The sequence below is a fragment of the Dactylosporangium sp. NBC_01737 genome (assembly GCF_035963215.1).
Taxonomy (GTDB): Bacteria; Actinomycetota; Actinomycetes; order Mycobacteriales; family Micromonosporaceae; genus Dactylosporangium.
Window position 1 is genome coordinate 3,383,126 of record NZ_CP109153.1, and the last position, 13,928, is coordinate 3,397,053.

The following is a 13,928-nucleotide window of genomic DNA, read 5'->3' on the forward strand; positions in this document are numbered from 1 at the left end:
GGTGGTCAGCGGGGGGCAACGGTGATGCGATCGAGGTCGGGACACCATCTGCCGGTGGTGTTTCCGGCCTCGATCGTGTTCTGGCCCGCCTCGAGGCGCAGCGTCAGCGTGACCGTCGCGACCCGGTCCCAGGCGCCGCTGGCGGGGAACCTGACCTGCTGCCAGCTGCCGCGGCCGGCGCGCAGCAGGCAGGAGCGGTCCTCGGTGGACAGGTAGGCGACCGTGACCGTCACCTCGCCGGGGCGTTGCGCGGTGACGCCGGTGAACTCCAGGACGCGGTTGTTGCCGACACCGGTGACGGCCCGGCCACCCGACGCGGCGGAGACCTCGCGGACCGTCATCTGACCGGGTCGCCGGTTCGCCGCCGCCTCTGCTTCGATCGTTTTCGCCGGTGTACCGGTCGCGCTCGCGCTCGGGCTCGTGCCCGGGCTCTGCGGCGGCGCTGACGCGGACGGTGCGGGACTCGTCGCCGACGGGCCGGCGGAGGTGCGGCTGGGCCTGACGCCGGGGAAGTGCGTGACGGCCGGCGTCATCGCCGCGGTGCTCTCCCCGGCGGGCACGAGCGGCGCCGGTGGCTCGAACGTCGGCTGGGCCTCGGGGTGCGGGCTGCCGCCGCCGGTCATGATCCGCAGCAGCAGGACCACCAGCGCGACGACGATGAGCACCGCGGCGAACACGTAGCGTGGCTGACCGTCGATGCCTGCCCTGCGCTTCCCGGTGTACGCGGGCGGGCCCACCTCGATCATGCCCGGCACACTAGCGGGTTCCGGGTGATCTATTCGTCGGGTGCACGACCGGCGGCCACCGGTACACACGCGGAGACGGCGACCTCGATCGACGTCAGGTGCGGCAGCCCGGCCGGCGCGGGGTCCCAGCCGGGCCCGGCCGCCGCGAACCGGGTGCCGGGGAACCGGTCCGCGAGGGCGCGCAGCGTGGCCGGGTCGGCGGTGCCCGGCTGCTGCGACCAGACGATCGCGGTGCCGGGCACGGTCCGGCGCACCGCCGCCCTCAGCGCGCTCCACGGCACCTCGGCGCCGAGCAGGAACGTGCCGATCCGCCGCTCGAACAGTGCCGCGGCCAGGGCGCGCAGCGGCAGCGAGTGCGCTTCCCGGGGAGCGCACGCCAGCAGGACGTGGTTGGTCCTGATGTCGTCGTGGCGTGGCGCGCTGACGAGATCCAGACCGTGCGCCACGCCCTGGCTGAGGGCGTGTTCGACGGCGACGTCACCGGTCACCTGATGCAGGGCCGGGACGCACACCGCCGTCCAGATCTCCGTCACGCCGTGCTCGGCCATCAGCTCCCGGACGGTGCGCGCGACCGTGCCGGTGTCGAGCGACCGGGCCGCCTCCAGTAGCCGTTGCATACCCTTCTGTTCGTCGGAGGGGCCCCGTTTGGATGCATCACGCCGACTGCCTCCGTACCAGGGTCGTCGGCAGGACCGGGGACGCCTCCGCGTGGTCGCCGTTCATGAGCGCCAGCAGCTGGCGGGCCGCGGCGGCGCCGATCTCCTCGACCGGTTGCTTGATCGTGGTGAGCGGCGGCTGGGTGAACGCGGCCAGGGGCAGGTCGTCGAAGCCGATGACGGCGACGTCCTCCGGCACCCGCCGGCCCGCCTGCCGCAGCGCGTGCAGCGCCCCGACGGCCATCAGGTCCGACGCGGCGAACACCGCGTCGAGGGTCGGCCGGTGGTCGAGCAGCCTGGTCATGGCGTGCACGCCCGCGGGCCGGGTGAAGTCGCCGTAGGCGATCGGACCGGGCTCCAGGCCGGCCCGTTCCAGTCCTTCGCGGAACCCCGCGAGCCGGTCCACGCCGGCGGACACGTCCGGCGGGCCGGCGATCGTGACGATCCGTTTCCGCCCGGTGCGGGCGAGGTGCTCGACGGCCTGCCGGGCGCCGCCCCGGTTGTCGGCGTCCACGTACGGCAGCGTGCTGGTCTGCAGCGGCCGTCCGATGAGCGTCACCGGCACGCCGAGCGCGGGCAGGGTCACGACCAGGGGGTGGCTGCTGCGGCAGTAGATCAGCAGCACGCCGTCGATGTGGCCGCTGCTGAGGTAGCGCTGCAGTGACGCCGGTCGTTCCCCGGCGGCGAGCAGCATGGGCATGTCGCGTTCGGCGAACGCGGCACTGGCGCCCGCGAGGACGCGGGAGTAGAACGGATCGGCGAACAGTCGTGCGTTGGGCTCGCAGACCACGGCGGCGACCGAGCGGGGGCGACGGTCGACGGCGCGGGCGGCGCGCTGCCGGACGTAGCCGAGCCGGTCGACGGCGTCACGGACCTGCTGACGTGCGGTTGGGCTGACTCGGGCGGAGCCGTTGAGCACGCGGGAGGCGGTGGCGGAAGAAACACCGGCAAGCGCGGCGACATGGGCGAGGGTGGGGTGTTCGGCAGCGGCGGTAATCGACATCGCGACCTCCTCGGATAGCAAGGCGTCGATTTTGGGAGCGCTTCCATACGGGAGCGTCGTACACGGTTTCCGCACTGTCAACACGAGATTGCCGCCAGGTTTCGCTACCGGGGTTTCCACTGTAAATTTCACCGCTCGTCACGCGGGTGGCCGTGAGCGCTCCCGGGCGGTGACGGCTCTGGTGTGAGCTGCGTGGATCTCCTAGCCTGTCGGTGCTGCCGGTCGTCGCCTGCCGCTGCTCGGTCGCCTCTGCCTGGTCGCTTCTATCTTGGAGATCGCGATGCGTGACTGGATCGCCGTCATCATCACCGTGCTCGGGGTCCTGCTGGTGCTCGCCGGCGCGACCCTGATCCTGCTCCGCGCGCTGCCCGCCCGGACCCCGGCGCCGGCTGCCGCCGCCGATCCTTCGGCCGACACCTCGGTGGCCCCTGAGCCCGTCCCGGTCACGACCCGGATCGCGGGGGCGTGGAAGGAGCCGACCGCGGCGGACCGGTTGATCTTCTGGGGGATCATCCTTCTGGTGCTTGCCGCGATCGCCGCCGGTGCCATCACCTTCAACCTCGGCGCGGCGGGAGGCTCTGTGCCTGCTACCCGGTAGGTCTTGTGCCCCCAGCGTTTTTGTGTCGGAGCGGGAGACTATCCTGCCTCCGAGGTGACGTGTTGATCGCGCTGGTGATCGGGCGGCCACCTCGCGGAGCTGGCTCGCCAGCGGGTTCAACAGCCTCAGGAGGCCTTTCGTGACCACCGTTGCACCAAAGCCGATCGTCACCAGGCCTTGGCCGGTGCATCAGCCGGTCAAGGGCTCGGCGTTCGCTCGGCTGTTGCGCACCACGGACGCGAAGCAGATCGGCCTGATGTATCTCATCACGTCGTTCGTGTTCTTCATGGTGGGCGGCTTCATGGCGCTGCTCATGCGCGCCGAGCTGGCCCGGCCGGGTCTGCAGTTCCTCTCCCCGGAGCAGTACAACCAGCTGTTCACGATGCACGGCACGATCATGCTGCTGTTCTTCGCGACGCCGATCGTGTTCGCCTTCGCGAACTACATCACGCCGCTGCAGATCGGCGCGCCGGACGTGTCGTTCCCCCGGCTCAACGCGTTCGCCTACTGGCTCTACGCGTTCGGTGGCTCGATCACGCTGGTCGGCTTCATCACGCCGGGCGGCGCCGCCGACTTCGGCTGGTTCGCCTATGCCCCGCTCAACAGCATCATCCACTCGCCCGGCGTCGGCGCCGACCTGTGGATCGTCGGCCTGGTCCTCTCTGGCCTCGGCACCATCCTCGGCGCCGTCAACATGATCACCACGGTGCTGACCCTCCGGGCGCCCGGCATGACCATGTTCCGCATGCCGATGTTCACGTGGAACATCCTGGTCACCAGCGTCCTGGTCATCATGGTCTTCCCGATCCTGGCCGCCGCCCTGCTCGCCCTGGAGGCCGACCGCCGCCTCGGCGCCCACGTCTATGACGCGGAGACCGGCGGCGCGATGCTCTGGCAGCACCTGTTCTGGTTCTTCGGCCACCCCGAGGTGTACATCGTGGCGCTGCCGTTCTTCGGCATCATCACGGAGGTCATCCCGGTCTTCAGCCGCAAGCCCGTCTTCGGCTACAAGGGCCTCGTCGGCGCGACCATCGCGATCGGTGCCCTGTCGATGAGCGTGTGGGCCCACCACATGTTCGCGACCGGCCAGGTGCTCATGCCGTTCTTCTCGTTCCTGAGCTTCGTCATCGCCGTCCCGACCGGCATGAAGTTCTTCAACTGGATCGGCACCATGTGGCGGGGCCAGATCACCTTCGAGACCCCGATGCTCTTCGCCATCGGCTTCCTGGTGACCTTCCTCTTCGGCGGCCTCTCCGGCGTCCTGCTCGCCAGCCCCCCGATCGACTTCCACGTCTCCGACACGTATTTCGTGGTCGCCCACTTCCACTACGTGCTCTTCGGCACGATCGTGTTCGCGGTCTACGCCGGCATCTACTTCTGGTTCCCGAAGATGACCGGCCGCATGCTCGACGACCGCCTGGGCAAGGTCCACTTCTGGCTCACCACGATCGGCTTCCACACCACCTTCCTGGTCCAGCACTGGCTCGGCACCCAGGGCATGCCCCGCCGCTACGCCGACTACCTCGAGTCGGACGGCTTCACCACCCTCAACACGGTCTCGACCATCGGCTCGTTCATCACCGGCCTCTCCACGCTGCCCTTCCTCTGGAACGTCTGGAAGTCCTACAAGACCGGCCGCGTCGTCGAGGTCAACGACCCCTGGGGCCACGGCATGTCCCTCGAGTGGGCCACCTCCTGCCCACCACCCCTGCGCAACTTCGACAGCATGCCCCGCATCCGCTCGGAGCGCCCGGCCTTCGACGCCCGCTTCCCGGCTCACGCCCCAGGCCACTCCCTGGACGCCCCACCAACCGGCGGCGCCCGCCCCTTGAGCCACGAAGCCGACGGCGGCGCCACCTACGAGGAACAGCGCTAGCTCCCTCAACTCCCAGCAAGACCCCGAGCAGCCCCGACCACCACCCCGGCCTCCCAGCCGGCCCGGTGATCGGGGCTGCCGCCTTCCCCGCCCGCGGTGCCTGCCGTGTCCGCCGTGTCCGCCGTGTCCGCTCCGCCCGCAGCCCCTGCTCGGTCTGCGGTGCCTGCTCGGTCTGCGGCCCTGCTCCGCCCGCGGCCCTGCTCCGCCCGCGGCCCTGCTCCGCCCGCGGCCCTGCTCCGCCCGCGGTGCCTGCTTCGCCCGCGGTGCCTGCTTCGCCCGCGGTGCCTGCTTCGCCCGCGGTGCCTGCTTCGCCCGCAGCCCCTGCTCGGTCTGCGGTGCCTGCTCGGTCTGCGGCCCTGCTTCGCCCGCGGTGCCTGCTTCGCCCGCGGTGCCTGCTTCGCCCGCGGTGCCTGCGGTGCGTGCCGTGTCCGCTCCGCCCGCCGTGTCCGCCGCTTTGCCCGCCTTCCTCGCCAGGTCGGGGCCGCCGCCTTTCCCGCTACCCGCCCCGCCGTGCCGCCAGCCCTCGTCTGGCCGTCACGCCAGGGCGTCGCGCGGGAGACCAGCCCCGGCCGCTGGACCCACGTGGTCGACAGCCGTGGCACGGGCGAGGAGCAGGCGCTGACCCGCCCGACCCTGAGCGGCCCAGGCCACCACAGCCCGCCTCCCCGCCACGTTGGTGATCGGGGCTGCCACATTCCCGCGACCCCCCCGTGCGCCCGCCCTGCTCGCCAGATTGGATGCCGACTTCCCCACCGCGGCGCCCAGCGGCGCCGCTGGCCCTCGCCTGGCCTCCTCGCGGGAGGCTGGTCTCGCGGTCGCTGGGCTTACGCGGCCGACAGCGGCGGCGCGTGCGAGGACAAGCGCCAGCCCGTCCGACCCTGAGCGGCCCAGGCCGCCACAGCCCGCCTCCCCGCCGTGCTGGTGATCGGGGCTGCCGCCTTCCTGCGACCCCGCCCCGCCGTCCGCCCTCCTTGCCTGGGAGGCCGGTCTCGCAGCCCGCTGGGCCCACGTGGCCGACAGTGGTGGCGCGTGCGAGGAGCAGGCGCCAGCCCGTCCGACCCTGAGCGGTCCCCGACCACCACAGCCCGCCTCCCCGCCGTGCTGGTGACTGGGCTGTCGCCTTCCCACGACCCCGCCCCGCCGTGCGCCCTCCTAGCCGGGTTGAGGCTGCCGCCTTTTCCGTTTGCTCCACCCGGCCGTGCCGCCGGCCCTCGCCTAGGAGGCCGGTCTCGCCGCCCGCTCGCCGACGAGACCGCTAGCGGCGCCACTACGAGGAACAGCGCGAAGCTCAGCCCGTCCTAGGCGCCTCCGACCATCACAGCTGGCCTCCGGGTGCCCCCGGATTGGGGCAGTTGCCTTCCCCGGCGTCCCGCCCCGCCGTGCTCCCGCCTTGCCTGGCGTCCTCGCCAAGAGTCCCGTCGGGAGTTCAGCGCCGCCCGCCCACTGGAGTCACGAGTTCGACGCCGACGCCGCGGATCAGAAAACAGCGCCGACCATTCGACCCAGAGCTCGACCTGGACGGCACCAGAAGGAACTGGGAGCCCGGCTTCGCCCGCCCGCCTGGGCCTACAAGACCGCTGGCGGCGCTGTCTACGAGGAGAGCAGCGTTAGCCACCCGACCACCACAGTCGGCCTTCCAGCGATGCCGATGGCCGCTGCCGTCCTTCTCGCCGCTTCCGCCGTGCCTTGTCCGCCCCTTCGCCCGCGCTCGTGCCGGGTGCCTCGTCGTGGTCCCGGCGCACCGGCGGCACCGGCAAGGCCGACCACGACAAAAACTCCCGGCCATGCCATAGGGCGCGATGGCGCCGAGCGCGTCTGAACCGGCAGACCCAGCGGCGTGCAACTGGCCGTCATCACCACCGGCGGCCTGGGTGCAGATCACGGAGCATCAGTGGTGGTGTGTGCCCGGGGAATCTCCGTGGTCATGGATGGCCGACAGCCTTGGGGCGTGGGCTGGGGCCGCTCCGCGTTTTGGAGGCCGCGGGGCAAGGTGTGCGAACCGCACCGGAGGGAGGAGGGATTCACGCCTGAGGGTGAATTGTCGTGAGCGCGGATGAGGCGGGCGCTGGCAGGCGCGGAGTGGTGACCCGGAGTAGTGGCGCGGCACGGAGCGTGACCGGGGGTTGTGGTCGCTCCGGGTGGCGGTGGTCGGCGGGTTCAGGAAGGGGGCTGCGAAGCGTTCAGTCGATCGCTACGGGGCGCAACCGGCCGTCCGGTACCCCAAGGAGCCAGTGAAGAGGCAACGCGGACCTTGGACGTGCGGGGTCCAAGGTCCGGATCGTGGCCTTCGGGGTGTCAGGCGGGCTGGGTGACGCCGCGCTCGCGGGGCTGTGGGAGCCGGCCGGAGACGGTGCCCGGCGGGATCGGGACGCCGAGGATGTCGCTGACGCCGACCACCGCGAAGAGGCGCGCGATGAACGGGTTTGGGCGGCGAATGTGCAGCTTGACGCCCATGCTGTGGCAGATGCGCTTGGCAACCACGAGGGTGCCGATGCCGGTGGAGTCGAGGAACGTGACGCCGGCGAGGTCGATGACGAGCGTGTCGATGTTGCCGTCGAGCACTGAACTCACCGCTGTGCGAAGCTCCTGAGCGGTCTCATAGTCGATTTCGCCGCTCAGGCTCAGCACTGATTCTCGCTGATCTGAAGGGCGGGTTTCGATCGACAACTTCACGTGACCCTCCTGGTGCTGAGTCGCCCACCATGGACGACCCTTCGAGGTCCCGCAAGCGTAGCGAAGACTTGCCTTTTTCGCCACGCTCCGTGTAGGTGGTCCTTACGTTGTGACGTGAGAAGTCCTCACATCGGGTGCGGAACCGCTTGCCGGGATGACGGTACACGTCGGTTGTTACACGGCAAGTCCAGTTGCGTGCCATCCACCGGATGGTCAGCTTGACAATACGACCGGTTCACCCACGAGCGTCACCCCAGCGGCGTGCAGTTCAGCGAGGGCGGCGTCCACGGTTGGCCGGGCGACGCCCGCGGTGAGGTCCAGCAGCACCGATGTAACAAATCCCGCGCTTTTGGCATCGATTGCGGTCGCTCGGACGCAGTGGTCGGTGGCGATGCCGACGACGTCGACGGCGGAGACCGATCTGGCGCGGAGCCAGGACGCGAGGTCGACGCCGGACGAGGCGCCCTGGAAGCCGGAGTACGCCGCCGAGTACTCACCTTTGGTGAACACGGCCTCGACGCGGGACACGTCCAGTGACGGGTGGAAGTCGACGCCGCCGGTGCCGACCACGCAGTGCACGGGCCAGGTCGTCACGTAGTCGGGCGGGTTGCCGAAGTGGCCGCCGGGGTTGACGTGGTGGTCCTGGGTGGCCACGACGTGGTCCCACGAGCCGGCCGCCACGGCGGCGGAGATCGCGGCGGCGACGCCGGCACCGCCGCCGACGGCCAGGGAGCCGCCCTCGCAGAAGTCGTTCTGGACGTCGACAATGATCAAGGCGCGGGTCATGCTGAGCCCCCAAGCATCTGGACGGGAACCGCCGGGTCACCGGCGGACAGCTTGAGCCCCTCCCAGGGGATCGAGATGAGGCACTGGCGCAGGTGCTCGCGGGAGGCGGCCAGGTCGGGCAGGTCGGGCACGATCGCGCCACCGCGGACGAAGGCCCGCTGCAGCGCGCGGTCGTTCGGCTCCGCGGCAGGGGCGCCCATGGACACGACGACCTCCTCGGTCGCGGTGCCGGTCGGCTTGTGCCTGCGCACGGCGGTCTTGCGGCCGCCGACGGTGCCCTTGTTCTCCGAACGCTTGACCACCGGGCGGCCGTCGACCTCGACCAGCTTGTAGACCAGGCCGGCGGTCGGGGCGCCGGAGCCGACCACGACGGCGGTGCCGGCGCCGTACGCGTCGACGGGCTCGGCGGCCAGGGCGGCGATCGCGTACTCGTCGAGGTCGCCGGAGACGATGATCTGGGTCTCGGTCGCGCCGAGGGAGTCGAGCAGGGCCCGGGAGTGCGCGGCGAGGACGGACAGGTCGCCGGAGTCGATGCGCACGGCGCGCAGGTCGGGGCCGGCGACCGCGATGGCGTTGCGGATGCCCTGGGCGATGTCGTACGTGTCGACCAGCAGCGTGGTCTGCTTGCCCAGCGTGGCGACCTGCGAGGCGAACGCGGCCTGCTCCGTGTCGTGCAGCAGCGTGAAGGCGTGCGCGGCGGTGCCGGTGGTGGGGATGTCGTAGCGCCTGCCGGCCTCCAGGTTGGAGGTGTACGCGAAGCCGGCCAGGTAGGCGGCGCGTGCCGCGGCGACTGCGGCCTCCTCGTGGGTACGGCGGGAGCCCATCTCAATCACGGAGCGGCCGCGGGCGGCGGTGACCATCCGGGCGGCGCCGGCGGCGATCGCGCTGTCGTGGTTGAGGACCGACAGGATCAGCGTCTCCAGGACCACGCACTCGGCGAAGGTGCCGCTGACGGTGAGGATCGGCGAGCCGGGGAAGAACAGCTCGCCCTCGGCGTAGCCGTCGATGTCGCCGGTGAAGCGGTAGCCCGCCAGCCACTGCGCGGTCTGGGCGTCGACGACCCCGCGGCCGAGCAGGAACTCGACGTCGTCGGCGGAGAAGCGGAACGACGCCAGATGATCCAGCAGCCGCCCGGTGCCGGCCACGACGCCGTAGCGCCGGCCGGTCGGCAGGCGGCGGGCGAACACCTCGAAGACGCAGCTGCGCGACGCGGTCCCGTCACGCAGCGCCGCCGACAGCATCGTCAGCTCGTAGTGGTCGGTCAGCAGCGCGCTTCCAAAGGTCACGCTGCCAAGACTATTCACTCCTCCGGCGGCAGCGAGCGCAGGGCCGCGGCCAGTTCTGCGCGTCCGGTCACACCCAGCTTGGCGTAGACCCGCATGAGATGGTTGTCGACGGTGCGCGAGGACAGGTACAGCTGGTCCGCGATCTCCTTCGAGGGGACGCCGGCGGCGGCGAGCCGGGCGATCTGCCGCTCCCGGCCGGTGAGCATCGGCTGCGGCACGACCAGCGCCGGCGTGACCGCGGTCGGGCAGAGGACGCGCAGCTCGGCGAGGCGCTGCGCGGCCCGGGGCGTCTGCGGCGAGCGGATGCCCCGCAGCAGCGTGACCGCACCGGCGGCGGCCTCCGCGGCGTACAGGTTGAGCTCCTGATCGGCGAGCTCCTCCGCGACGGCCAGCAGGCTGCCGCCGTCCTCGCCCGCGATCGCCCGCACGTGCCAGGCCATCGCGGGGGCGGTGCGGCCCTCGACGGAGTGCGACAGGGCGTCGAGGCGGTCACAGACCTCGCCTGCGAAGCCCAGCCGGCCCAGGTGGTACAGCGCGAACATCTCGTGCGCGGCGAACCCGTCGCTGCGGGTGCGGGCCGCGAGCAGCCGCAGCACCTCCGCGGCGGTCGTCACGTCACCGGAGGCGACCGCGACCCAGGCCCGGGCCTCCTCCAGCCACGGGTACAGCACCTCCATGGAGCGGTAGTGGGACGCCTCGGCGATCGCGAAGGCCTCGGCGGCCGCGGCGGCGTCCCCGGTGAGGGCGGCGACGTGGGCGCGCTCGGCGTGGGCGAGCGCCACGAAGACCTTGCCGGTGGCCCGGGCCGCGCAGGCCTGCGCCGCGGCCCGGGCCGCCTCGGTCAGCCGGCCGCGGAGCCTCGCGGCCTGCGCGCGGACGATCTGCAGGTAGCCGGAGCCCATGTTGAAGTTGCCGGCGTCGGCCATGCCGGCGAACTCGGCGGCGACGATCGCGTCGACGGCCTCCAGGTCGGCGGCGAGGATCATCGCGGTGCCGCGGGAGAGTTCGATGCCGAGCTGGATGTACGGCACCTCGGCGCGCCACTGGGACGCCTCGGCGTCGACCGCGGCCATCGCCTTGACGGTCTGCACCGGGGTGCCGCGCATGGCCTGCAGCTGCGCCATGTTGCTGCGGGCGAGGGCCCGGGGCCCGGGCGCGCTGGCGGCGCTGTCGAGGACCTGGCGGGCCAGCGTGAGCGCCTGTGCGTTGTCGCCGCGGTGCAGCCGCATCGTCGACTCGACCGCCAGGACCAGGGAGCGCTCCCGCAGGTCGTTGAGCTTGTATGCCTGCCGGTCGATGTCGTCGACGGTGGTCGGGTCGCCGAGGCCCCACTGCGCGGTGATGTGCCGGATCGCCAGCCACCGGCTGCGCTGGGACTCATCGACGGTGTGGTCCTCGTTGGCGTCGAGGATCGCCACGGCCTCCTGGGGCATGTTGACGAACATCAGGATCGTGGCGAGGGTCTCGGCGGCGTCGAACCCGCCGCCGGCGGCGAGGGCGGCCTTGCCCAGCCGCATGGCGAGGGCCATGTCATAGGTGGCGAACGCGAGCCGGCACGCCATCAGCAGCTGCTGCGGGTCGCGGGCGGTGTCGCTGTCCAGGCGCCACACTGCGACGCGGAGCAGGTCGTCGCGGCGCCGGGCGCCACTGCTCTCCACGAGCGTGGCCAGGTCGGCGAGCAGGCGGCGGACCCGGGTCACCGGGCAGCGGCGGCGCACGACCTCGCCGTACAGCGGATGCGCGAGGCGGACCGTGGTGCGCCGGTCCTCCACGACGACCCGGATCAGCTGCCGCTCCTCGGCGGTCTCCACGGTGTTCAGGTCGGCGGCGCTGACCAGCAGCGGCAGGCCGATCGGCTCGCCGAACGCGACCAGCTCCAGCACGGCCCGCTCCTGCGGGGTGAGCTTGCCGATGCGGGCGTCGACGACCTCGGTCAGCGTCGGGGCGAGGTCGACCTTGCCCGTCCAGCGCTGCATCCCGTAGCTCTCGATGATCTCGCCGCTGGCGTGCGCGGCGATGACCAGCTCGCGCAGCAGCAGCGCGTTGCCCTGCGACAGCTGCTGGAGGCGGTCGACGGAGGCCGAGTCGACCGGGCCGCCGAGCACCTGCTGCAGCAGGTCGGAGGTCTCCTGCAGGGTCAGCGGGGTGAGCTCGATCCGCTCGACCAGGTCGTCCTTCCACAGGGCGCTGATCGGGTCGTGCACCGGCTCGCCGGTGCGCACGGTGCCGATCACCGTCGCGTTCTCGGACCGGGCGACGTAGTAGACGAGGGCGGCGGACAGCGGGTCGAGCAGGTGGGCGTCGTCGATCGCCACGACGATCGGCCGACCGGCGGCCTGGCGGTGCAGGGCGTCGACGGCCCAGCGCAGCAGGCCGGCCGGCGAGCCGCCCGCCGGCTGGTCCGGGGGCAGCACCTGGGCCAGCCCGCCGAGCGGGAGACCCGCCGTGGCGGCGTTCGCCGTCGCGGTCCAGACTGCGAGCCGGTCCTGGTCAAGGGCATTGACACCCTCGCGCAGCAATCGGCTCTTGCCGATGCCTGGCGGGCCGCCGAGAATTAAGCCGCGACCGGTTGAGCCGGTGGCTGCCTCGGAGAGACGGACCAGTTCAGCGTTTCGACCGACAAAGCTCCAGGGGGGCACCGTCGCAGCATATCGATAGGTCGATTACTGCGCGTACCCGCCGAAGCACGAACTTGAGTAGTGCGTTCGGACCCAGTTGAGTAGCCGGAGTACTGCCTCCGTAAGTGGCTGTTCACGTAGCGTTCCGATGCTTACCGGCCGTGCACAAGGAGGTCGCACATGGGGTCTGGGATCATGCAGGCGCCGCTGATCGATCTGACAGTCACGACGCCCGGGGGTTCAGTGTCCGCCATGCCGGTCCGCGGCAGCAGGAGCCATCGGCAACCCGAGCCCAGTTCCGCGTCGGGTGCCCGCAGCTACGCGGTGATCGCCGGCTCGCCCCGCAGCGGCAAGACCGCACTGCTCAACGCGCTGATCCGGCGCGCCGACCCGGTCCCGGCCGGTGACGCCTGGCTGGTCTACCGGCACGGCGACAAGCCCGAGACCCACGCGTTCGTCCCCGGTCACCGGGAGCCGCGCACCGTCGTCGGCGCGTTCGTCCCGACCCAGCGCGACCCGCGCCCCGGACCGACCCGCCCGGCCCGCCGCATCGAGATCACCCACCCCGCGAGCCTGCTCAAGCGCGTCGCGTTGGTCGACACGCCCGGCAGCGGGGGTCTGGACGCCGCCAACGCCGAGATCATCCTCGACGCCGCCGAGCGGGGCCTCGGCCTGCTGTTCGTCGTCGATGCCGCCGCGCCCCTGCCGCGCGCCGACCTCGACCTGCTCGCCGCCGCCGTCGACCGGGTCGAGCGGGTCGCGTTCGTGCTGACCCGAATCGACCAGCACGATGCCTGGCCCGAGATGCTGGTCGCCAACCGGGCGCTGCTCGCCTCCCGCGGTCAGGTCCTGGCCTGCGCGCCCTGGTTCCCGGTGTCGCTGGATCCCGAAGCGGTCTTCGGCGTCGCAGAGCTGCGCCACGAGCTGGAGACCTGGGCCGAGGCGCGGCCCGCGCCGGCCGGGGTCGCCGCCGCGACCGTCTCCGACGCCGGTGACGAGTGGCAGGACCTGCTCGAGCGCGAGATCGCCAACCGGCGGGTCGCCGCCGTCCAGCGGGTCTCGATCGACCTGGCGACGATCCACGTGCGGTGCGTGCAGGAGCTCGGCTCCGGCAAGGGCTGCCCCGAGCTGCCGCACGTGCTCGACCGGGAGCTGCACGCGCTGTCCGTGCGCACCACCCGCCAGCTGCACACCGACACCTGTGAGGTGATCGGCGCGGTCTTCGCCGAGCTGCTGGACACCGCGCCCGACGAGGTCGTCCTGGCCAGGGTCGCCGCGGCGGCCCGCCGCACGGTCGACTCGCTGCGTGACGACGACCGCGACCGCAACCACGCGCTGCTGCTCACCGCCACCTCCGCGGTGGCCTCGGTGGCCGGCGCGACGGCCGTGGACAACCTCTCCGCCGTCGGCGGCGCCGAACCCGCCGACCAGGTGCTTCCCTCGCTGGGCATCGCGCTGAACGCCAGCTGCTACGCGCTGTGGCAGCCGAAGACCGCCCCTGGTGGCCCGCCCAAGCACGCCGACAAGAAGGACTGCCGCCGCTGGCTGCAGCACGCGCTGCGGGAGATCGAGGTCGAGGTGGGTCACGAGCTGGGCGAGCGCTACGCCGGACTGCGTCAGGCGCTGCTCATCATCGGTGGGGACGCGGTCGACCATGGCGTGCTGCTCGCTTGATGGCACCATGTT

10 protein-coding genes are annotated in these 13,928 nt (G+C 71.9%); 3 read left to right on the forward strand and 7 right to left on the reverse strand.

Annotation, left to right across the window (positions count from 1 at the left end; all coding sequences use genetic code 11):
• Positions 1-5: 5 nt before the first annotated feature.
• From OHA72_RS15185 to OHA72_RS15195, 3 genes are read right to left on the reverse strand one after another with little or no spacing between them, the layout of a single operon-like run.
• On the reverse strand, positions 6-746 hold the full coding sequence (locus OHA72_RS15185) for a carbohydrate-binding protein (RefSeq protein WP_327008467.1): 741 nt from the start codon (positions 744-746) through the stop codon (positions 6-8).
• A 29-nt stretch (positions 747-775) separates the two neighbouring features.
• Positions 776-1,363, reverse strand: a complete 588-nt coding sequence (locus OHA72_RS15190) for a transcriptional regulator (RefSeq protein ID WP_327008468.1) — start codon at positions 1,361-1,363, stop codon at positions 776-778.
• 37 nt (positions 1,364-1,400) lie between these two features.
• Positions 1,401-2,405: a LacI family DNA-binding transcriptional regulator gene (locus tag OHA72_RS15195; protein ID WP_327008469.1), complete on the reverse strand. Its 1,005-nt coding sequence runs from the start codon at positions 2,403-2,405 to the stop codon at positions 1,401-1,403.
• Between the two features lie 280 nt (positions 2,406-2,685).
• Here OHA72_RS15195 and OHA72_RS15200 point away from each other — a divergent pair, with 280 nt between their 5' ends.
• Together OHA72_RS15200 and ctaD are read left to right on the forward strand one after the other, a co-directional pair.
• Positions 2,686-3,003 carry a hypothetical protein gene (locus OHA72_RS15200; protein WP_327008470.1) on the forward strand — a complete coding sequence of 106 codons (318 nt, stop codon included), beginning with the start codon at positions 2,686-2,688 and terminating at the stop codon, positions 3,001-3,003.
• 139 nt (positions 3,004-3,142) lie between these two features.
• Positions 3,143-4,879 (forward strand): aa3-type cytochrome oxidase subunit I, encoded by a 1,737-nt coding sequence (gene ctaD / locus OHA72_RS15205; RefSeq protein WP_327008471.1) that lies wholly within the window; start codon positions 3,143-3,145, stop codon positions 4,877-4,879.
• 2,295 nt (positions 4,880-7,174) lie between these two features.
• Here the strand turns inward: ctaD and OHA72_RS15210 are convergent.
• The 4 genes from OHA72_RS15210 to OHA72_RS15225 form a co-directional block, all read right to left on the reverse strand.
• Positions 7,175-7,552 (reverse strand): STAS domain-containing protein, encoded by a 378-nt coding sequence (locus tag OHA72_RS15210; RefSeq protein ID WP_327008472.1) that lies wholly within the window; start codon positions 7,550-7,552, stop codon positions 7,175-7,177.
• 213 nt (positions 7,553-7,765) lie between these two features.
• Positions 7,766-8,338, reverse strand: a complete 573-nt coding sequence (locus OHA72_RS15215) for an isochorismatase family protein (RefSeq protein ID WP_327008473.1) — start codon at positions 8,336-8,338, stop codon at positions 7,766-7,768.
• Positions 8,335-9,579, reverse strand: a complete 1,245-nt coding sequence (locus OHA72_RS15220; RefSeq protein ID WP_327011566.1) for a nicotinate phosphoribosyltransferase — start codon at positions 9,577-9,579, stop codon at positions 8,335-8,337. Before OHA72_RS15220 ends, OHA72_RS15215 begins: the two co-directional genes overlap by 4 nt.
• A 59-nt stretch (positions 9,580-9,638) precedes the next feature.
• The gene (locus OHA72_RS15225; RefSeq protein ID WP_327008474.1) at positions 9,639-12,263 is read right to left on the reverse strand and encodes a LuxR C-terminal-related transcriptional regulator; all 2,625 of its coding nucleotides are present in this window, start codon (positions 12,261-12,263) and stop codon (positions 9,639-9,641) included.
• Positions 12,264-12,422: 159 nt separating this feature from the next.
• Here OHA72_RS15225 and OHA72_RS15230 point away from each other — a divergent pair, with 159 nt between their 5' ends.
• A complete protein-coding gene (locus OHA72_RS15230) occupies positions 12,423-13,916 on the forward strand; it encodes a dynamin family protein (RefSeq protein ID WP_327008475.1) in 1,494 nt (497 codons plus the stop codon).
• Positions 13,917-13,928: the final 12 nt, after the last annotated feature.

Bases quoted from the DNA above. Each gene is read 5' to 3' on its own strand.
- OHA72_RS15195 (WP_327008469.1), bottom strand. From the start codon at position 2,405: ATGTCGATTACCGCCGCTGCCGAACACCCCACCCTCGCCCATGTCGCC.
- OHA72_RS15185 (WP_327008467.1), bottom strand. From the start codon at position 746: ATGATCGAGGTGGGCCCGCCCGCGTACACCGGGAAGCGCAGGGCAGGC.
- OHA72_RS15200 (WP_327008470.1), top strand. From the start codon at position 2,686: ATGCGTGACTGGATCGCCGTCATCATCACCGTGCTCGGGGTCCTGCTG.
- OHA72_RS15220 (WP_327011566.1), bottom strand. From the start codon at position 9,579: ATGCTGTCGGCGGCGCTGCGTGACGGGACCGCGTCGCGCAGCTGCGTC.
- OHA72_RS15230 (WP_327008475.1), top strand. From the start codon at position 12,423: ATGGGGTCTGGGATCATGCAGGCGCCGCTGATCGATCTGACAGTCACG.
- OHA72_RS15190 (WP_327008468.1), bottom strand. From the start codon at position 1,363: ATGCAACGGCTACTGGAGGCGGCCCGGTCGCTCGACACCGGCACGGTC.
- OHA72_RS15215 (WP_327008473.1), bottom strand. From the start codon at position 8,338: ATGACCCGCGCCTTGATCATTGTCGACGTCCAGAACGACTTCTGCGAG.